Origin of the sequence: Psychrosphaera saromensis, from assembly GCF_002954545.1 — a bacterium.
Lineage (GTDB): Bacteria > Pseudomonadota > Gammaproteobacteria > Enterobacterales > Alteromonadaceae > Psychrosphaera > Psychrosphaera saromensis.
Genome location: NZ_MSCH01000003.1, coordinates 3,075,965 through 3,098,098, shown reverse-complemented (window position 1 = coordinate 3,098,098; position 22,134 = coordinate 3,075,965). Strand labels below are relative to the sequence as shown.

Genomic DNA, 22,134 nt, shown 5'->3' with positions numbered 1-22,134 from the left:
ATAACGAAACGAATAATAAGACGAGTAACAAAATGTCAGAGATGAAGCTAGTTGAATGCCAAAATGTGGTAAAGCAATACGCCGATGTAATAGATACAAAATCTAAAGAACACACGGTGACAACGCAAGTATTAAAAGGCGTGAACCTTGATATAGCACAAGGCGAACAAATTGCGATTTTGGGTCAATCTGGCTCGGGTAAAAGTACCTTGTTACATATATTAGGCATGTTAGATAATCCAAGCTCAGGTGTCGTTAAAATATTGGGACAAGATGTGACCAGTTTAAATGAAACCGAACGCGCTGCGTTTAGAAACGAGAATATGGGATTCATTTACCAGTTTCATCATTTGTTAATGGAATTTAGCGCGGTAGAGAACGTCGCTATGCCGCTTTTAATAAAAGGTGTGAGCAATCAAGAAGCCAATAAAGAAGCGACCAAATTATTAGAATTGGTTGGCTTGTCGCATCGCTTGAATCATAACCCTTCACAGTTATCTGGTGGTGAACGCCAACGAGTCGCGATTGCTAGGGCATTGGTCAACAAACCTAAATTGGTATTGGCAGATGAGCCTACAGGTAATCTAGACAAAGAAAATGCAGAACATGTCTTTAAATTGTTTATGCAGCTTAACCAAGAATTTGGTACAAGTTTAGTGGTAGTTACTCATGATTTAGAGTTGGCTGCTCGGTTTAATAGAGTGATCAAACTCGACGACGGATTAATAAGTTAAGCTATTTATGCCAATTATAAGCCCTTCATCTATTAAAAAAGATTCTATTAAAAGCTCATCTTTGATCAGTCCATCTTTTAAGCTCGCGGCTACGTTTGCCAAACGTTATTATCACGCTGCGTTTCAAAATAAATACATTCGTTTTATTAACCGCGCATCAAAAATAGGCATAAGTGTCGGTGTGGCCGCTTTGATTGTTGGCTTGTCAATAATGAATGGTTTTGAACGAGAGTTAAAAAGCTCTTTATTAGCTGTGGTTCCAGATATTGAATTTGAAGCTGTGCAAGGGTCTTTACCTAACTGGCATGCAACCCAAGCAGCCATTTTGAAAAACCCGAATGTGATAGGGGCTGCACCTTACATTAAAGTAAATGCCATGCTGCAACAGCAAAATGATTTGGAAGCGGTGATCATCCATGGTGTTTCTGCCAAATTAGAAACCAGCGTTAATGCGACCCATAAATATATTAAAGCAGGACATTGGCTAACTCAAGAACCAGTTAATGCTGTTACAGTCGCCACTACTGGAATAAATGCAGCACAATTGACCGACGTAACATCAGCAGACGCAAATAAAGTAGAAGCGGTGATTGGTCAAGGATTAGCGAATAAATTAGGTTTGTCGTTACACGATGACATTGAATTGCTTATCCCCAATACGTCAGTCTCCGGCAAACTGGCAGCGCCAAAGTACTTAAAAGCAAACCTGGTTGGTATTTATCAATTGGGTGGGCAAATGGATTACGGCCAAGTTTATTTGCCGCTAAGTATTATTCAAGAAAAATTTGGTTGGACAGAACAACAGGCTGAAGGCGTTAAAGTAGGGTTAAACGACCCATTTGATGCACAAGTACTAGGGCGTCAAATTGGTAGCAGTTTACACGATTATGTTTATGTCTTAGATTGGTTTAGAACCAACGGCCATGTTTATAACGATATTGTGATGGTCAAAGACATCATGTATTTAGTGATGGTACTAGTCATGTCGGTAGCTTGTTTTAACATAGTGTCGTCATTGACTATGGCAATCCAGGAAAAACACAGTGACATTGGTATATTAAAAACCATGGGCTTAACCCCTGTTATCGTAAAGCGTGTATTTGTAATGATGGGAATGTTAACAGCGGTTAAAGGCATAGCCTGGGGGATTTTATGGGGTGTCGTGTTAACCTTGTCCATCCCAGAATTGCTGTCTGTTATTGAACAGTTATTTAACGTTAAAGCGTTAGATGGAGAAGTGTATTTTATTGATTATTTGCCAACTGAATTAGAACTTATTCAGGTATTGGTGGTGTCGGTAACGGCATTTGTTATTGCATACTTTGCTACTTTATATCCAGCAAGTAGAGCGTCAAAACTGTCACCTGTAGAATTAATTTCTGGTTAGTTTATATTTAACATATTGAAGATTGTAGAAGATAATAAGGCTGTGGTTAATACCTCAGCTTTTTTTGATGTTTTTACGCGTAAAAGTAAATCATAAAGAAATGACTGATAGCGCCACCTAAAACAAATAGGTGCCAAATAGCATGATTAAACGGTATTTTTTTATTCACGTAAAAATACACACCAGAAGCGTAACTTAACCCACCAAATGCCAAGAACAGAAAACCGTTATGAGATAATGCGTCATATAAGGTTGGAACAAAAAATAACGCAATAAAGCCCATCCCTAAATAAGTGCCAAGGGATATTATTTTATATTGAGAACCAAACTTCATTTTAAAGCCAATACCCAATAATGCTAATGCCCAAATAATCGCTAGCATAGTAAAGCCTAATGTACCGCCTAGCGTTACTGCCATCAAAGGGGTATAGGTTCCTGCAATTAATAGATAAATAGCGCAATGATCAAATAGCTTAAATAGCTTTTTAATTTGCGGTTGGCTAAAGGCATGATAAAGCGTAGAAGCTAGAAACAAGCTCATTAAACTAAGGCCATAAACAATATAGCTAAATAATAACGCTGTGTTTTCAATTGCACTGGCGGATACCAATAATAAGGTTAATCCAGCTACACTTAATAACGCCCCAATGCCATGGCTAACAGAGTTAGCTATTTCTTCATTAATTGAATAACTAGCATTAGGGTTCGGGATGTTTGAATCGTTTATATCTTGATCATTCATAGATAAATACCTTTTCAGCGTACACGTGTTCGCTGAATGATAACAGGTGTTTATTACATAAGAAAGAATTATAGTAATTAGATTAGTTTTAATCGGAATAAAAGTTTTTATAGCTTAATCTATATTGGTTGAATCTACTTAACTCCATAAAAACAAAGAGGAATTTAAAAAATCTATTGGTGAGGTTGTTGTCTTATGCTAAGGTTTTAATTTATTAAAGTAGTTAATGTTACTATAAATCTTTCATTATTATAAGCGCATCAAGAAAGGGATATCTAATGAATAAAAAGAGTATAAATAATAAATATCAAACGTTAACAACGTTTGTAACTGAGTTTAGCTTTAAAAAATCAATTATTAGAGCACTTTCAACTCTGGCAATATTATTTTTAATTACGGCGTGCAGTGATGAAAAATCAGATACAAACCCCCCAGTAATTATCATCAATGGCGGTTGTAGAATTACAGTAGATTATATTACAGTAGATTATATTACAGTAGAGTATAATACAAAGAATTATACTCTACCGAAAGCTGGTGCTGTTGACCTTGAAGATGATCTTTTAACCGTTGTGGTAGAGGGAAGTGTAGATACTCTTACCTTGGGCACATATATAATTACCTATACAACAACAGATTACAGTGGTAACTCTACAGTTGTGGAATGCCCGATTATGGTTGTCGATACAACCGCCCCTAAAATTACTTTAATTGGTAATGACACAATTGATTTACTTCCCAATAATAGCTACACGGATTTGGGAGCTACTGCATATGATAAATATGATGGTGACGTCATTGTTACTCAAACTAATGACATAGATACCTCTGTAATTGGTAGTTACACCGTAACGTACAAAGCAATAGACAGTAGTGGTAATGAGAGGTTGGCAACTAGAAACGTTAATGTACTTGTTCCTACTCCATTTGTTACTACGTGGACAACCACTAGCCCAAATGAGGAAATTACGATTCCTACCGGAAGTTATAATTATAAATTTTCAATTGATTGGGGGGATGGTAGTGAAGTTGATGAGAATAAAACTGATTCTGTAACCCATATCTATGACGAAGCAGGCACCTATACGGTTTCTATTATTGGAATATTCCCTCATATGAATAATTTAAATAACGATGATATTGATAAATTAACATCGGTTGAACAATGGGGGAATATTCAGTGGCGTAGCATGGCGTATATGTTTAAGTCCGCTATAAATTTAGTCATAAATGCGACAGATATTCCGGTGTTAATTTATGTGGAGGATATGAGTCATATGTTTGAAGGCGCTGTTGCATTTGACCATCCATTAAATGGCTGGGATGTATCAACAGTGACAGATATGTCAAGTATGTTTAGTGGTGCTACCACGTTCAATCAACCATTAAATGACTGGGATTTATCAACAGTGACAGATATGTCAAGTATGTTTAGTGGTGCTAGCGCGTTCAATCAACCAATACATGATTGGGATGTATCAAGAGTGACAGATATGTCAAGTATGTTTAGTGGTGCTAGCGCGTTCAATGAATGGTTAAATAATTGGGATGTATCAAATGTAACGGATATGTCATCTATGTTTGCTGGAGCTACTATATTTTCTCAGGAATTAAATCGTTGGGATGTATCAAATGTAATGGATATGTCATCTATGTTTTCAGGTGCTACTGCATTTGGTAGCTCTTTGGGGGATTGGGATGTGTCTAACGTAAAGGATATGGGTAATATGTTCAGTAATTCAGAGTTATCTACATACTACTATGATGCATTATTAAATGCTTGGAGTGCACAAATTTTACAAACAAAAGTAGAATTTGGAGCTGATGGTATTTACTACAGCAGTGCCAGTGAAGCCGCTCGTCAATCAATTATAGATACATATAATTGGGAAATTAATGATGGTGGATTACAACCTTAACAACTCTGACTTTCAATTGATCACATATCAAGCTGTAACAAAATAAAACCGAGGTGATTAACACCTCGGCTTTTTTGATTTAATTGGATGACTTTTTTATTTAAAACTTAAGTAGCAGACCTTTATTACCAGTATAGACATCGTATTATATTAATATAATTAAATGAGTGAGTTACGTAATAAAATGCATGATTTTATATTATCTCTCTATTTTATATATGTTATTGTTGAGGAGTAAAATAACTCTTAATCGCTAATCGCACTCAAAATCTGTTGTAAAGTAATCGTTAAATTAAATGGATATTTGTATGCTTATAATAAGGAACGTTATGTTTAATATACTCAGAAATACATCACTACCTACAAATCTAAACTCATCCTCAAATTGGTCATTATTTGCTAAAGCAAATATTCAAATGTTAGACCTAATCAAAAGTAGTGTTTTTATTATATTCACCGTCTTTATTTTAGCTGGGTGTAGCAGCGATGATAGCTCTAACGAAGAAGTAGAAGTAGAGGTTGGGGATGGAATAGGTCCTGTTATTACTGTAAATGGTGAACTTGAAGTCGATTGGCCGCAAGGTGCTATTTACAGAGATTCAGGAGCTAGCTCTTACGATGAAGCTGATGATCAGTTTTATCTCCTGAATGGGACTGATATTGATGTATCAGTTGTTGGTACTCAAACAGTTACTTACACTATAAGTGACAGTGAAAACAATGAAAGCGTTGCAACAAGAACGGTTAATATATATACCCCAATACCATTTATTACTACATGGACAACTACGGAGGCCAATCAAAGTATTACAATCCCTACAGATGAGCATGACTATTATGATTACGACTTCTCAATTGATTGGGGAGATGGTAGTGCAATGGAGGTTAATCAAGAAAGTAATGTTACTCATATTTATGCCGAAGCCGGTACTTATACAATTTCTATTGCTGGAATATTCTCGTACATGCCAAACACCATTCTTTTCGAAGGTGTTGATTCTGATATGGATAAATTAACATCAGTTGAACAGTGGGGGAACATAAAGTGGGACAAGATGGAGTCAATGTTCCAAGGTACTGAGAATTTAGTCATAAATGCGACAGATGCTCCAGTGTTGTATAATGTTGAAAGTCTGAGCCTTATGTTTAGTTATGCTAAGGGCTTTAATAGTGATATTAGTCATTGGGATGTATCCAATGTAACAGATATGAGTTATATGTTTTCTAATGCAGCTGAGTTTAATCAGCCGTTAGATAATTGGGATGTATCTAAAGTTACAAATATGTCGTTTATGTTTTCTAAAGCAACTGAGTTTAACCAGCCTTTAAATACTTGGGATGTATCTAATGTGACCGATATGAAGTGGATGTTTGAAGGAGCCTCCGCATTTAACCAACCATTAGATAGTTGGGATGTATCCAGTGTAACAAATATGTATCTAATGTTTGGCACTAGCTCATTTTTATTACAAACAGTATTTAATCAAGATTTAAATAACTGGGATGTTTCAAATGTAACCAATATGAGTGATATGTTTTCTCGAGCAATTCATTTTAATCAACCGTTAGAGAATTGGAACGTATCTAATGTAACAGATATGAAGAATATGTTTTATGGCGCAACTGAGTTTAACCAGCCTTTAGATACTTGGGATGTTTCAAATGTAACCAATATGAGTGATATGTTTTCTTATGCAAGTGAGTTTAATCAGCCATTAAATAATTGGGATGTTTCTAAAGTTACAAATATGTCAAATATGCTTTCATTTGCAGAGGCTTTCAATCAACCATTAAATGCATGGGATGTATCTAATGTAACAGATATATCGTTTATGTTTAGCTATACAGATGCTTTTAATCAACCGTTAGATAATTGGGATGTTTCTAATGTCACAACTATGTCAAGGATGTTTTTTAATGCAGATGCTTTTAATCAAGCATTAAATGCATGGGATGTATCTAATGTAAAGGATATGAAAAATATGCTACATGGGTCAGCGTTAAGCACTGATAATTACGACGATATGTTAATTGCATGGAGTCAGCTAGTTTTGCAAAGTGGGGTATTTTTAACTACATCCGTTTATTATAGCGATAAAGGCGAGGCCGCTCGTCAATCAATTAAAGATAGTTATAATTGGACGTTTGAAGATAATGGATTGCAGCCTTAATAACTCTGGTTTTTAGTTAATTAGATTTAACATTAATTGGCGTAAAAATAAAAAAGCCGAGGTGATTAGCACCTCGGCTTTTTTGTATTTTAGGACGGGACATTACGTAAACACTAAATGCATTAAGAACAAGAAGAACTAGTCTTTTATTTTCCAAGCACAAGTTTCACCGCCAAAAAATGGCACAATTGGATTGCCGTTTGGTAAGGTGATTTCAGCTGGAATAACCCAATCTTCTTTTACTAAGGTAATCGTGCTGGTATTACGTGGTAAGCCGTATAAAAGCAAACTTATTAGGGTGTACATTCATTATAATTACATTAAATCAGCAAGTTAAAATCCATAATATTAATTTGTTTGGAATTAGTATTATGCTAATATCAATTGAAATTAATTTGTTAAATTATGATAAAACCATCAGGAAGTGAGATTTATTATGGACAATAAAAAGAGAATATTAGCAAACCCTTTTGCTGAATTTAATATTAAACAATCACTTCTCCGGGCATTATTTATTCTCCCATTATTGCTATCTGTAACCGCGTGTGGTGATGACGCAGATACAGAAAGCACAGCAGATACAACTCCCCCAGTTATTACGCTTAATGGTGCTGATGAAATAACCTTAGAATACAATTCCCTATTCGAGGAATTAGGTGCAACTGCGTTAGATGATGTTGATGGTAGTGTAACCGTTGAAGTAAACGGTAGCGTCGATGTCCTTTCATTAGGCTCTTATTTAATTATTTACACAGCAACAGATAGTAGTGATAACTCCATCACTGAAACACGTCAAGTAACGGTCGTTGATACAACGGCTCCAATCATTACCTTGGTGGGAGATAAATCTGTTGAGCTGCTGCAATATTATAGTTATGAAGATTTAGGGGTTACTGTATATGATGAGTACGATGATGATGTCACGGTTACCCAGACAAATGATATAGATAACACAGTCGTAGGTAGTTATACAGTAACCTATAGCGCCATAGACAGTGAAGGTAATGAAGCATCATCTGTAACTCAAAAGGTTGATATATTAGAAGCTACGCCTTTCATTACTACATGGAAAACCACTGAGGCGAATGAGCCGATTACAATCCCTACATTTGAAAGTGGATATAACTATTTAGTTGATTGGGGTGATGGAAGTGCTGTACAAGAAAACCAAACAGGCGATGCTACTCATGTTTATGCAAGCGCTGGTACATACACAGTTTCTATTACTGGGGCATTTCCGCATTTATATCTTTTAGGTTCTGATAAGCTAAATCGTAAATGTTTAATGCCGGTGCCGGTAGAGCTAAATCATATATGTTTAATTACGGCAGAGCTAAATCGTAAACGTTTAATGTCGGTAGAGCAGTGGGGGAATACTCCATGGCGTAGTATGAAAGCAGCCTTTTATGGCGCAAATAATTTAACCATAAATGCGACAGATACACCAGTGTTAACTAATGTAACAGATATGGGTTATATGTTTTACGGTGCAACTGCATTTAACCAGCCATTAGATAGTTGGGATGTTTCTAATGTGACAGATATGGAGAATATGTTTTACGGTACAACTGCATTTAACCAGCCATTAGATAGTTGGGATGTTTCTAATGTGACAGATATGAGGTGGATGTTTGAAGGTGCAACTGTATTTAATCAGCCACTAGATAGTTGGGATGTTTCTAATGTGACATATATGCACTCTATGTTTGAAGGAGCCTCCGCATTTAACCAGCCATTAGATAGTTGGGATGTTTCTAATGTGAAAGGTATGTGGAGGATGTTTTCTGGTGCGACTGCATTTAACCAGCCATTAGATAGTTGGGGTGTATCTAGTGCAACGAATATGAGAAGTATGTTTTCTGGTGCTACTGCATTTAACCAGCCATTAGATAGTTGGGGTGTTTTTAATGTGATAGATATGAGCTGGATGTTTAAAGGCGCGACTGCATTTAACCAGCCATTAGATAGTTGGGATGTTTCTAATGTGACAGATATGGAGAATATGTTTTACGGTACAACTGCATTTAACCAGCCATTAGATAGTTGGGATGTTTCTAATGTGACAGATATGAGCGGGATTTTTTACGGTGCAATTGCATTTAATCAGCCATTAGATAGTTGGGATGTTTCTAATGTGACAGATATGAGCAGGATGTTTGAAGGTGCAACTGTATTTAACCAGCCATTAGATAGTTGGGATGTTTCTAATGTGACAGATATGAGCGGGATTTTTTACGGTGCAACTGCATTTAACCAGCCATTAGATAGTTGGGATGTATCTAGTGTAACGGATATGACAAGTATGTTTTTTCGTGCGACTGCATTTAACCAGCCATTAGATAGTTGGGATGTTTCTAGTGTGATAGATATGTCCTTTATGTTTTTAGGCGCGACTGCATTTAACCAACCGTTGAATAGTTGGGATGTGTCAAATTTATCATCTGGTAAATACAATCTGGGAGCTATGACGTTTATGTTTTCTGGTGCAACTGCATTTAACCAGCCATTAGATAGTTGGGATGTTTCTAATGTGACAGATATGAGCAGGATGTTTTCTGGTGCAACTGCATTTAACCAGCCATTAGATAGTTGGGATGTATCTAGTGCAACGGATATGAGAAGTATGTTTTCTGGTGCGACTGCATTTAACCAGCCATTAGATAGTTGGGATGTGTCAAATGTAACCAATATGGCCGTTATGCTTAGTCTTTCAGGATTATCTACAGAAAACTATGATGCATTATTAAATGGGTGGAGTTTACAAATTTTACAACCTGATTTGATTTTTGATGTAAGTGCTAAGTATAGCAGTGCAAGTGAAGCCGCTCGTCAATCAATTATAGATACTTATAATTGGACAATTAATGACGATGGATTGCAGCCTTAATAACTCTGGTTTTTAGTTAATTAGGTTTAACATTAATTGGCGTAAATAATAAAAAAGCCGAGGTGATTAACACTTCGGCTTTTGTGATTTTACTGGGTAACAAAGTTCTTAACGTTATATTCAGATCGTTGGCGTTTTTTTTGAATTAAAGGTGTATTAAATTAATGCACTGGTGTGGGATTTCTAATACAGTCAGTAACGTATAAGTATTTTAATAACGATTGCAGCTCACATCATTGAATACAATAACTTGAAGAATCAGAACACGTAAATTTATCTTAATCTGTCTATTTATATGTTTTATAGTTCAGCCTGATAAAAATGCTTATAGCAAATCAAAACCTTTACAAATAAATACAAATAAAAACTAACCTTGATGGAAAGTAATTGTTAGAATTAATTTAGATATTTAAATGCTTATAATAAGGAACGTTATGTTAAGCCGCCTCAGAAATAGATTAATACCAATAAACTCAGCTCTATCCACAAATCTAAACTCATCCTCAAATGTTTTATCATTTTCTAAAATAAATTTTCAAATGTTAGATCTAATCAAACGTAGTGCTTTGATTATATCCACTGTTTTTGTTTTAACTGCCTGCGGTAGTGACGAGGAATTGAGTGAGGATATTGTTGAGGTAATACCAGATGTGGTAGTTGTTGAAACTGAAACAAACGACGGTATTGGGCCAGTTATTACTTTAGTCGGTGAAAATGAAATTAATTGGACTCAAGATTTTGACTACGAGGATTTTGGTGCTGACGCCTATGATGATATAGATGGTGTAACCCCCCTCATTCAAACAAATGATATTGATGTGTCGACAGTAGGTTCTTACACCGTTACTTATTCCGCAGTCGATCTTGAAGATAATGAAACTATCACTAAAAGAACGGTTAACGTGGTGGCATCTACACCATTTATTACTACATGGACAACAACCTCAGAAAATGAAGAGATTAAAATTAGAACCAATGGTTCTGGTTATAAATACTCAATTGATTGGGGGGATGGTGGCGAGGTTGAAATTAATGTAACAGGTGATAGTTCTCATATTTATGATGTAGCTGGAACTTATACAGTTACTATTTTAGGGCGATTCCTTTATTTGTATTCAAGCTCATACGGTACTGATAGAGAAAATAATGTCAAGTTGACTTCAGTGGAACAATGGGGAAATACTCACTGGGAGAATATGGAGCTTTCATTTTATGGTGCAACCAATTTAGTCGTAAACGCAACGGATACTCCTATATTGTTTAACGTAAGTAATATGCGTTCAATGTTTTCAAATGCCAGTAGTTTTAATGCTGATATTAGCAGTTGGGATGTGTCCAATGTAACTGATATGAGTTATATGTTTTCAGATGCCAGTAGTTTTAATGCTGATATTAGCAGTTGGGATGTGTCCAATGTAACTGATATGAGTTATATGTTTTCATATGCCAGTAGTTTTAATGCTGATATTAGCAGTTGGGATGTGTCCAATGTAACTGATATGGGGCGGATGTTTTCAAATGCCAGTAGTTTTAATGTTGATATTAGCAGTTGGGATGTGTCCAATGTAACGGATATGGGGGGGATGTTTTCAAATGCCAGTAGTTTTAATGCTGATATTAGCAGTTGGGATGTGTCCAATGTAACGGATATGACGAGCATGTTCTTTTTAGCTGAAAAATTTAATCAACCATTAGATAATTGGGATGTCTCCAATGTGACGGATATGACGAGTATGTTCTTTTCCGCTGAAAATTTAATCAACCATTAGATAACTGGGATGTCTCTAATGTGACCGATATGTCGTCTATGTTTAGTGGTTCAGATGCATTTAACCAACCTTTAAATAATTGGGATGTTTCTAATGTGAGGGATATGAAGAAGATGTTTTCAGGAGCTGTTTCTTTTAATCAACCTTTAAATAATTGGGATGTATCTAGTGTAATTGATATGAATGCAATGTTTTTTTATGCTCCTGTGTTTAATCAGCCATTAAATAGTTGGAATGTCTCTAATGTCACCAATATGCAAGGAATGTTTAGTAGTGCTTTGGGGTTTAATCAGTTATTAGGTGATTGGGATATTTCTAATGTGACTGATATGAGTAATATGTTAAGTGCAGTTGGGTTATCGACGGAGAGTTATTCACAGTTATTGGACGGCTGGAGTTTGAGAACATTACAGCCAAGTATTACATTTTATATTGGTGCTTATTATAACAGTGAAAGTGCAGCAGCCCATCAATACATCATGGATAATTATAATTGGTATATCCTTGATAATGGGGAATTACCCGAAACAGCTGATAGTACAGGCCCTTCAATTACTATGTGGGATGAAGGTATAACGACAGTCTCTCAATACAGTGATTTAAAACTTTATGCTTATGCTGTAGACGACAGAGATGGCGCTGTAGCGGTTACAACATCAGGCTCTGTAAATACAAGTGTATTAGGTGTCTATACGTTAACGTACACTGCATCAGACTCAGCTGGAAATACATCAACGGCAACACGTGAAATTACAGTTGAGTAAATTAGCTAATACATTAAATACACTTTAAAAGTGCTCTAAGTATTACTCACAAAAAAGCCGAGGTGATTAGTACCTCGGCTTTTTTGTATTTTACTGGGTAACAAAGTTCTTAACGTTATATTCAGATCGTTGGCGTTTTTTTTGAATTAAAGGTGTATTAAATTAATGCACTGGTGTGGGATTTCTAATACAGTCAGTAACGTATAAGTATTTTAATAACGATTGCAGCTCACATCATTGAATACAATAACTTGAAGAATCAGAACACGTAAATTTATCTTAATCTGTCTATTTATATGTTTTATAGTTCAGCCTGATAAAAATGCTTATAGCAAATCAAAACCTTTACAAATAAAAACTAACCTTGATGGAAAGTAATTGTTAGAATTAATTTAGATATTTAAATGCTTATAATAAGGAACGTTATGTTAAGCCGCCTCAGAAATAGATTAATACCAATAAACTCAGCTCTATCCACAAATCTAAACTCATCCTCAAATGTTTTATCATTTTCTAAAATAAATTTTCAAATGTTAGATCTAATCAAACGTAGTGCTTTGATTATATCCACTGTTTTTATTTTAGCTGGGTGTAGCAGCGATGATAGGTCCAGCGAAGATGTAGTAGAGGAAGTAGAGGCTGGGAATGCTGTAGGTTACGTTATTACTGTTAATGGTGCTCTTATCGTTGATTGGCCTCAAGGTTTTGACTACATTGATGCTGGAGCTATGGTTTATGATGAAGGGGGGGACTTCTATGTTTTCACAGATGGAGATAGCCGTAATATTGACACATCAATATTAGGTGAGCACACGGTAACCTTCTCCTTAATTGATAGTGAAGGCAATGAAACTGTTGCAACAAGAACAGTTAATGTTTTTGCTCCTATTCCATTTATTACTACATGGACAACTACGGAGTCCAATCAAAGTATTAGAATCCCTATCTATTCTTTTAATACTTACTATGACTTCTCAATTGATTGGGGGGATGGTAGTCAAATTGATGAGAATCAAACTGATTCTGTAACCCATATTTATAGCACAGCTGGTACTTATACGGTTTCTATTACTGGGATATTTCCTCATATGTATAATGATGAAAATAGTAGTGTTGACAAGTTAATGTCTGTTGAGCAGTGGGGGAATATTCGGTGGAGTAGCATGCGTTATATGTTTAGGGGAGCTCATAACTTAGTAATAAACGCTACTGATGCACCTGTGTTATCTGATGTCGAAAGTATGTATGCAATGTTTTATGGGGCGAGTAGTTTCAATACTGATATCAGTCATTGGGATGTATCGAATGTAACGGATATGTCAGTTATGTTTTATGGTGCTGCTGCATTTAATCAACCTATAGATGGTTGGGATGTATCTAATGTGACAAATATGGTATGGATGTTCTTCAATGCTGCTGTATTTAATCAACCATTAAACAGCTGGGATGTGTCTAATGTAACCGATATGTCCGGAATGTTTTATGTTGCTGCTGAATTTAATCAACCTATAGATAGTTGGGATGCATCTAATGTGACAAATATGAGTTTTATGTTTCAACTCGCTGAATCGTTTAATCAACCTATAGATAGTTGGGATGTATCTAATGTGACAGATATGTCATGGATGTTCGGCGGTACTGCTGCATTTAATCAGCCATTAGATAGTTGGGATGTATCGAATGTAACAGATATGTCCGGAATGTTTGCAGGAGCGGGAGTGTTTAATCAACCATTAGACAGTTGGGATGTTTCAAGGGTAACCAATATGTCAATTATGTTTCATCGTTTAGCTGCATTTAATCAACCATTAGATAGTTGGGATGTGTCAAATGTGACTGATATGGAATCTATGTTTTCAGGTACTACTGCATTTAACCAACCGTTAGATAGTTGGGATGTGTCAAATGTTACAACTATGATAAATATGCTTAACTCTTCTGGATTATCTACAGATAATTACGATGCATTGTTAAACGGGTGGAGTATACAAATACTACAACCTGATTTAATTTTTGATGTAAGTGCAACGTATAGCAGTTCAAGTCAAGCCGCTCGTCAATCAATTATAGATACTTATAATTGGACAATTAATGACGATGGATTGCAGCCTTAATAACTCTGGTTTTTAGTTAATTAGATTTAACATTAATTGGCGTAAAAAATAAAAAAGCCGAGGTGATTAACACCTCGGCTTTTTTGTATTTTAGGACGGGACATTACGTAAACACTAAATGCATTAAGAACAAGAAGAACTAGTCTTTTATTTTCCAAGCACAAGTTTCACCGCCAAAAAATGGCACAATTGGATTGCCGTTTGGTAAGGTGACTTCAGCTGGAATAACCCAGTCTTCTTTTACTAAAGTAATGCTTGTTGAATTGCGTGGTAAGCCATAAAAGTCTGCACCGTTATGTGATGCAAAGCCTTCTAGCTTATCTAGCGCACCTAATTCATCGAACACTTGCGTATACAATTCAATTGCACTCCAAGCGCTGTAACAACCAGCACAGCCGCAGGCATTTTCTTTTTTGTCTTTCTCGTGTGGGGCGGAATCAGTACCTAGGAAAAACTTCTTACTACCAGTTGCGACTACGGAACGTAATGCTTGCTGATGAATATTACGTTTTAATACAGGTAAGCAATAATAATGAGGACGTACACCACCAACTAATAAGTCGTTACGGTTTAATAACAAATGCTGAGGCGTAATAGTCGCAGCAACATTGTCGCCTGCGGCTAGTACAAACTCGACCGCTTCTTTTGTGGTGATGTGTTCAAACACGACTTTTAAGTGTGGGAATGCACTAACAATACGAGTCATGTTTTGATCAATGAATTCTTTTTCACGGTCAAATATATCAATATGATGTGCTGTCATTTCGCCATGTATTAACAACAACATGCCTTGCTTTTGCATCTCTTCAAAAACAGGAAACATTCCATCTAAAGCACTTACGGCTGCGTCTGAGTTGGTTGTTGCTCCAGCAGGATAAAGCTTTGCGGCTAATGCTCCTGCTGCTTTGGCATCAATAATATCTTGGCAGCTGGTATTGTTGGTTAAGAATAATGTCATAACCGGTTCAAACGTACTGTCTTTAGGTCGAGCCGCTAAAATACGTTGTTTATATTCAGACACCATGTCGGCAGTCGTAACAGGAGGTACTAAGTTAGGCATAGCGACGGCACGTTGAAAACAACGAGCTGTTGCCGGTACGGTTTCGTTAAGCATGTCGCCATCGCGAAAATGTAAGTGCCAGTCATCTGGTGTTGTAATTGTAATCTGTGTCATTGTAAATCCTGAAATTAGAGATGGTTAACAAAATAAAATAAACCCAAAGAAATAATTTAGCGCAGAGTTTTTTATTCGCTTTTTGCTTGGTTTTCACGTTTGGTTTGTCGGTCTTTCCATGCTCTAGCAACGGAATAACGCCATAAAATATCGATTCCAAAAAATCCAATGATTGCGCAAGTTGTTGCAACTACTAGACAACCAAACAAAAAGGTTGGGCCTATGGTAGATAAGCTGGTTACAAGCCAGTCCCAGCTAAGTTCAAAGGCAAACTCATGGCCTGTTGGACCTAAGATCCACTCACCCAGTTTATAACAAGCATAAAATAAAGGCGGCATAGTTAGTGGGTTACTGATCCAAACCAAACCAACGGATAAAGGTAAGTTTACTTTAAAAACAATAGCGCCGAGAGCGGATAAATACATTTGAAAAGGAACAGGTATAAAAGCGTTAAACAAACCAATAGCAAACGCTCCACGCGCTGACTTACGGTTTAAATGCCATAAATTTGCGTCATGTAACAAGGTACCAAACATATTGATGGCTCGGTTTTGTTTGATTTTTTGATGATCCGGTAAAAACCGTTTAATTAATTTTCTAGGCATTATTAACACTTACTTAAGCAGGTAGGAATTAAGGTTTTCACCATAATATTAGAACATGAAAAATATTGGGCTAAACTTACCTTAATTTGGTGGATTTGTAATTAAATTTGTTGTTTAAAATAGACAATAAATAATTTCTTTGATCACAAAAGTTGACGATGTTAAGGATTATAACTCAACAGAATAGGGGGCAACCATGGAACGGTGGATATTCGCTTTTTTGGTCGGTGACATCGCGGCCTTATTTTCACCTGTGCTATTGCCGTTAAATATACTCGTCATTATCTTCTGCTTTTTTTTGGTTGTTACCACCATAGCTAGCACTAAAAACAGTTTGTCGTTTAGATTTAAACACCACAAAAGCTTTGGTTATTTAACAATAATAAGCGGCTTTATGGCAGGTGTAATTTATTTAATGGCCATGTCTAATTTCCATTTTAATAACAACTTTGTCACGGCACAGGCTCAAACATTTGATGTACAAGGACAAGTGAGTTCGGTGGTGGTTAAAAAGCAAAATAATCCATCGTTAATGTTCACTATAAAAGTAGCAACCATAAATGGGGAGCCGGTAAAGTCGTCTTGGTTTCCAACTTTACTTAGAGTTAGTTGGTTTAAACCTAAGCTGTTACTACAACAAGGCGATCTACTTACCGCGACCATCAAATTAACTAAGCCGCATGGTTATCAAAATAGATTTGGTTTTGACTACAATCAATGGGTTTTCTCAAAAGGCTTTATTGCGACTGGCAGTATTAAAAAAATTCATTCGCATTCATCTTTAAAAGAGCTAAATCCGACACAGCTAAATCCTTCAAAGCAACAACCATTAGAATTTAAATTTCTACAACAAAATCTACTGCAGCAAGGCTCAGTTAATAAATTAATCGAAGCAACTCAAGGAATAAACAGCCAGGGCGTTATGTTAGCGGTTGGTTTAGGCAATCGCAGTTTAATCACCAATGAACAGTTTGAGTTGTATAATCACATGGGCATTAGCCACTTATTAGCAATATCGGGACTGCATATAGGTATTATTTTTCTAGTGATAAAGTGGTTATTAAAATTAGTGGCAAAAGGCTGGCTGACGTTAACGCGGCTTCATCTAAATCATAAATATTTAACCATGTTTACGCTAATTTTATTATGGTCGTATATCGGCTTAATTAGCTTTCCTGTGTCGGCAACAAGAGCGGGGTTGTTTGTTTCATTATGGGCGCTGTTGGACTTAACCTTTAGTAATATTAATAAGATCAAATTGTTATTGTTAGTCGCGTTTTTTAGCCTGTTAATTGATCCTTTCTCACCCTTAACGGCAGCTTGGTGGTTAACCTTTTCTGCGGTATTGGGCATCGTTATATTTATCCAGAAAGTCCCTTTTGTTAAAGTGGAGTCTTCAACTGGGCTGTCTATCAAAGAGCTGTCTATAAAAAATTTTTCTGTAGAAAGGGAATCTATCAAGGCGCTATTTACCAGCAGCGACAAACAAGAGCAAGAGTCTAACCCTGAAGATTCACTTAAATGGCAGTTATGGCAAAATAAGCTTTTTCCGATATTTAGGAATGTAACAAATAGATTTATTTATCTGCTTAAGTTTCAGGTGTTTATTACTGTTTGGATGATGCCTGTTGTGCTGTTCTGGTTTGGTGGCGTTTCAGTATCTAGCGTATTAACCAACCTAATCGCCATTCCTATCTTCAGTTTTATATTAGTGCCGAGTATTTTTGTCGGGACGGTAGGAGCTTTGCTCGACATTAGCTGGTTACACTATTTATTTGTATTTGCGGATGCGGTGCTTAGCCCATTACTTAATATGTTTAGCCGTTACTCTGTATTTCATTACTGGATTGATTTTGCCTTTGGTGTTTGGTCATGGTGGTTATTAATTATCTGTATTGTGTTGATATTGCCTGTGTATGTACTGAATCGAAGTCGCGCTAGCAAAGTAGTATTAAGCGTTTTGCTAGTTTTACCTGTGGGATTAAGTTTTTATCCGTGGCATTCATCATTAATTACTCAGTTTAAACCTAAGTTAACTATGTATGTACTCGATGTAGGGCAAGGCACGTCGGTATTATTTAAGCAGGGCAGTTCTGCATTTATTTATGATTTAGGGCCGGTATATCCATCGGGATTTAACGCCACCCAAGCTGTGGTAAAACCTATGTTAATTGGTTTAGGTATTACCGATGTAGCGCATATTGTTGTTTCCCATAATGATAGCGACCATACAGGTGATATTAATGTATTGGGAGATACAAGTTGGATAGCAACAAGAAAGCAAAGTTGTAAACCTCAAACCTTAACGTGGTTTAACACAGAAATAACCATGTTATGGCCTGAGCAGCCAAGGCTTAATCATTCCTTTTCAAAACAAACGACTAAAAATAAAAATAAAAATAAAAATAAAAACGAGTTATCTAAAAACGACAGCAGTTGCGTGATAAAAATTACCGACAAACTCACCAATAGTAGGGTGTTATTAACCGGCGATATAACCAGTAAAATTGAACGTAGGTTATTAGCTATGCACAATAAAGCAAAAATAGACCTAGAGTCTGACGTTATTATCTCCGCCCACCATGGCAGTAAATATTCATCTGCTCAGGCGTTTATAAATGCAGTGTCGCCAGAGATTGTATTTCATAGTGCAGGAGTAAATAATCGATTTGGTTTTCCAACAACTGAGGTGATTGACCGTTTTGATTTATTGAATGCTCAATATACGAAAGGTAAATCACCACAGAGGGGGTTGCCACAACTAACTCAGTACTCAACAAATACCCAAGGAATGCTAGAAGTTGTCTTTACCCAGACAGACCAGAACTCAACAAAAAGTGGCGTTATCGTTACAGGTTATTTGGATCATTGGCAGCCATTTTGGAAAAAACAAAATCCTTTTAGATTTACATCAAAAATACGGTAGAATACGCAGTCATCTCAATTCCTTTGTTTAAATTTTTAAAAGGCGCTATTTTTGAATTCAGCAAACACTACCGCAATCGTTAAAGAACCAAAGACGTTTAAGCGTTTACTTCAATACGTTAAACCGTTTAAATTTATTTTTGCATTTGCCATTATAGGTATGGTGATCAATGCCTCAATCGACGCATTATTCATTTCAAAAATACAGACTTTCATCGACGAAGGTATTACTGGGCAAAGTTCAAAGGTTTTAGCTTACGCGCCAATATTCGTCATTGTGGTTTTTGTCCTGAGAGGGTTATCTAACTTTATGGCTACTTTCGGCTTAGGCTCGGTTGGCTCTAATGTTGTGATGAATATGCGCCAGGAACTGTATGAAAAAATTATGTCTTTACCCGTCAGCTTCCACGATGCCAATTCCACAGGCAGTTTAATTTCAAAAATCACTTACGACACAGAACAACTTGAGAATGCTTGCAGTAAAGCATTATTGGTTATGGTGCGTGAAGGTGCCTTTGTTATTGGCCTGATGACTATCATGTTTTACCACAGTTGGCAGTTGTCTATTGCGATATTAGTGTTAGTACCTTTTGTGGCGATTGTGGTTACTTATGTGACTAAGCGCTTTAGAGTAATTTCAAAACGTATCCAACAAGCGATGGGACACGTAACTCGTCAGTCGGAGCAAATGATCTCTGGCCATAAAGTAATATTAGCTTTTGGTGGGCAAGATAAAGAAAAAACAGAATTTTTAAAAATCAATAACAATAACCGTCAGCAAAAAATGAAGATGGTTTCTACCAGTGTATTAAGTGTTTCTACGATTCAAATTATCGCCTCATTTGCACTGGCAAGCGTTTTATATATGGCATCCAGTCCAGAGATGCTGAACACTTTAACGCCAGGTACCTTTACTGTTGTTATTACCGCTATGATGACTCTATTACGTCCACTAAAACAATTAACCACAGTGAATAGCGAATTTCAACGCGGTATCACTGCGGCTAGAAGTGTGTTTGAAGTATTAGATGAAGAGTCAGAAAGTAATACTGGTACAGTCGTTAAAGAATCGGTTAAAGGTAAAGTTGTATTTAAAGACTTAGATTTTGCTTATCCAAACAGTGAAGTTCAAGTTATTAAAAATCTTAACTTGGAAATAGAAGCCGGAACAACCGTTGCACTGGTTGGTCGCTCTGGTAGTGGTAAAACCACAATATCTAATTTTATCCCACGTTATTATTATCCTCAAAGTGGCCACGTTGAAATTGATGGCGTAGATATTAATGACTTTGAACTTTCCAATTTACGTTCTCATATTGCTTTGGTATCACAACATGTCACTTTATTTAACGACAGTATTGCCGCAAATATTGCTTATGGTGATAAAAAGGTAACAAGGGAAGAAATAGAGCAAGCTGCAGAATTAGCTCATGTCACTGAGTTCGCTAATAATATGGAATTTGGCCTAGACACAGAAGTTGGTGAAAACGGCGTATTATTATCTGGCGGGCAACGTCAACGTATCGCAATAGCTAGAGCGTTATTACGCAATGCGCCAATACTTATTATGGACGAAGCGACGTCGGCATTAGACACAGAATCTGAGCGCGCGATTCAAGATGCGTTAAACAAATTAATGAAAAACCGTACTAGTTTAGTCATTGCTCATCGCCTTTCTACAATTGAAAATGCGGATAAGATCATTGTTATGGATCAGGGTGAAATACTAGAACAAGGTAGTCATGCTGAGCTGTTAGAAAAGAAAGGTGCTTACGCTGCCTTACACCAATTACAGTTTAGTGAAAGCTAAATCAGTGAAAGCTACTTCTATGAAAGCAAATAAATGAATGCCAGTAACGAGAGCTAAATGAATTGGATTGAACGTGGTTGGTATAACGCCAGTAAATTAAACTTTATATTATTACCATTAACAGGTTTGTTTTGGTTGTTATCCAGTATTCGAAAATGCTTGTTCAAATTGGGTATAAAGCAGCAAATTAGATCTGAACTTCCAGTTATTGTGGTTGGTAATATATCGGTTGGTGGCACAGGTAAAACACCGTTTGTAATTTATTTGGTTGAATTGTTACAACTCCAAGGGTTTAAACCTGCGATTGTTAGTCGCGGTTATGGTGCTAATAAACATTCTGACAATGGCCAGGACTTACCGTTTCCACGTTTGGTTAGCTCAGGATTACCTACAAATTTAACGGGTGATGAACCTAAATTATTACATTTACGCACTCAATGTCCCGTTGTTATTGGAGCCGACCGAGCCAAAGCGGTACAGTTTGTTCATGATAATACCGATGCCAATATCGTGATATCAGATGATGGTTTGCAGCATTATAAAATGGCTAGAGATATTGAAATTGTATTGTTGGATGCACAGCGCATGTTTGGCAACGGTTGGCTGTTACCTGTAGGGCCATTGCGTGAATTACCTTCAAGATTAAAGTCGGTGGATTTAACACTCGTTAATTCAGGCACTGTTGATATCAATACGATAGATGCTGATACGAATATTGAGCATGATTATAGGCTATGTGCAGATGCGGCTTATAACTTGTTAAATCCAGCCAGTAAATTAGCCGTTAACAATGATGACAAGAAAAACAGTAGTGACAAGCAAAGCAATAAGGTTCACTTAGTGTCTGGCATTGGTAATCCACAACGTTTTTTGACTACCGCTGAGTCGATGGGATATCAAGTTGAAAGTACCTTGTGGTTTGCCGATCACCATCAGTTTAGCCCAGCGGATTTTGACAAATTTACCCGCGATGACATTATCGTGATGACAGAAAAAGATGCAGTAAAGTGCCAAGCCTTTGCAAAAGAAAATTGGTTTGTATTACCTATTTCTGCGGTTATATCAAACAACGTAGAACAACAACTTATTGAATTAATAAAACAATTACCTGTAATAAACTAAGCCAATAAATT

General features: G+C 36.4%; 14 protein-coding genes and 1 pseudogene. 11 read left to right on the top strand and 4 right to left on the bottom strand.

Going from position 1 to position 22,134, the window contains the following annotated elements; all coding sequences use genetic code 11:
• The first annotated feature begins 32 nt into the window (after positions 1–32).
• Together lolD and BTO11_RS13970 are read left to right on the top strand one after the other, a co-directional pair.
• Complete coding sequence (gene lolD / locus BTO11_RS13975; RefSeq protein ID WP_105053168.1) at positions 33–734, top strand: lipoprotein-releasing ABC transporter ATP-binding protein LolD; 702 nt, start codon at positions 33–35, stop codon at positions 732–734.
• A 7-nt stretch (positions 735–741) separates the two neighbouring features.
• On the top strand, positions 742–2,121 hold the full coding sequence (locus BTO11_RS13970) for an FtsX-like permease family protein (protein WP_105053167.1): 1,380 nt from the start codon (positions 742–744) through the stop codon (positions 2,119–2,121).
• A gap of 73 nt (positions 2,122–2,194) precedes the next feature.
• On the opposite strand, the gene trhA is transcribed toward BTO11_RS13970, so the two are convergent.
• The gene (trhA, locus tag BTO11_RS13965) at positions 2,195–2,863 is read right to left on the bottom strand and encodes a PAQR family membrane homeostasis protein TrhA (RefSeq protein ID WP_105053166.1); all 669 of its coding nucleotides are present in this window, start codon (positions 2,861–2,863) and stop codon (positions 2,195–2,197) included.
• Positions 2,864–3,141: 278 nt separating this feature from the next.
• Between trhA and BTO11_RS13960 the strand changes: the two genes are divergently transcribed.
• Both BTO11_RS13960 and BTO11_RS13955 read left to right on the top strand, forming a co-directional pair.
• The gene (locus BTO11_RS13960; protein WP_105053165.1) at positions 3,142–4,782 is read left to right on the top strand and encodes a BspA family leucine-rich repeat surface protein; all 1,641 of its coding nucleotides are present in this window, start codon (positions 3,142–3,144) and stop codon (positions 4,780–4,782) included.
• 329 nt (positions 4,783–5,111) lie between these two features.
• Entirely contained in the window at positions 5,112–6,953 is a 1,842-nt protein-coding gene (locus BTO11_RS13955) for a BspA family leucine-rich repeat surface protein (RefSeq protein ID WP_181135917.1), read from the top strand.
• Positions 6,954–7,091: 138 nt separating this feature from the next.
• Here the strand turns inward: BTO11_RS13955 and BTO11_RS13950 are convergent.
• Positions 7,092–7,232: pseudogene (locus BTO11_RS13950) on the bottom strand (dihydroorotase); the annotation flags it as partial.
• A gap of 157 nt (positions 7,233–7,389) precedes the next feature.
• Here BTO11_RS13950 and BTO11_RS13945 point away from each other — a divergent pair.
• The 4 genes from BTO11_RS13945 (at position 7,390) to BTO11_RS13930 (ending at position 14,487) form a co-directional block, all read left to right on the top strand.
• Positions 7,390–9,840 carry a BspA family leucine-rich repeat surface protein gene (locus BTO11_RS13945; protein ID WP_105053163.1) on the top strand — a complete coding sequence of 817 codons (2,451 nt, stop codon included), beginning with the start codon at positions 7,390–7,392 and terminating at the stop codon, positions 9,838–9,840.
• Between the two features lie 539 nt (positions 9,841–10,379).
• Positions 10,380–11,609 carry a BspA family leucine-rich repeat surface protein gene (locus BTO11_RS13940; protein WP_219846473.1) on the top strand — a complete coding sequence of 410 codons (1,230 nt, stop codon included), beginning with the start codon at positions 10,380–10,382 and terminating at the stop codon, positions 11,607–11,609.
• 29 nt (positions 11,610–11,638) lie between these two features.
• Positions 11,639–12,373, top strand: coding sequence for a BspA family leucine-rich repeat surface protein (locus tag BTO11_RS13935; protein WP_105053162.1), 735 nt, complete (start codon positions 11,639–11,641; stop codon positions 12,371–12,373).
• Positions 12,374–12,903: 530 nt separating this feature from the next.
• Entirely contained in the window at positions 12,904–14,487 is a 1,584-nt protein-coding gene (locus tag BTO11_RS13930) for a BspA family leucine-rich repeat surface protein (RefSeq protein ID WP_181135916.1), read from the top strand.
• Between the two features lie 139 nt (positions 14,488–14,626).
• Here the strand turns inward: BTO11_RS13930 and pyrC are convergent, their stop codons facing one another.
• Together pyrC and BTO11_RS13920 are read right to left on the bottom strand one after the other, a co-directional pair.
• Entirely contained in the window at positions 14,627–15,661 is a 1,035-nt protein-coding gene (pyrC, locus tag BTO11_RS13925; RefSeq protein ID WP_105053160.1) for a dihydroorotase, read from the bottom strand.
• 71 nt (positions 15,662–15,732) lie between these two features.
• Complete coding sequence (locus BTO11_RS13920) at positions 15,733–16,266, bottom strand: DUF2062 domain-containing protein (RefSeq protein ID WP_105053159.1); 534 nt, start codon at positions 16,264–16,266, stop codon at positions 15,733–15,735.
• Positions 16,267–16,462: 196 nt separating this feature from the next.
• On the opposite strand from BTO11_RS13920, the gene BTO11_RS13915 reads away from it, so the two are divergent.
• The 3 genes from BTO11_RS13915 to lpxK are packed head-to-tail and all read left to right on the top strand — an operon-like array spanning position 16,463 to position 22,123.
• Positions 16,463–19,192, top strand: coding sequence for a ComEC/Rec2 family competence protein (locus BTO11_RS13915; RefSeq protein ID WP_105053158.1), 2,730 nt, complete (start codon positions 16,463–16,465; stop codon positions 19,190–19,192).
• Positions 19,193–19,243: 51 nt separating this feature from the next.
• Complete coding sequence (gene msbA / locus BTO11_RS13910; protein ID WP_219846472.1) at positions 19,244–21,001, top strand: lipid A export permease/ATP-binding protein MsbA; 1,758 nt, start codon at positions 19,244–19,246, stop codon at positions 20,999–21,001.
• Between the two features lie 57 nt (positions 21,002–21,058).
• Complete coding sequence (gene lpxK / locus BTO11_RS13905; protein ID WP_105053157.1) at positions 21,059–22,123, top strand: tetraacyldisaccharide 4'-kinase; 1,065 nt, start codon at positions 21,059–21,061, stop codon at positions 22,121–22,123.
• The last annotated feature ends 11 nt before the right edge of the window (positions 22,124–22,134 follow it).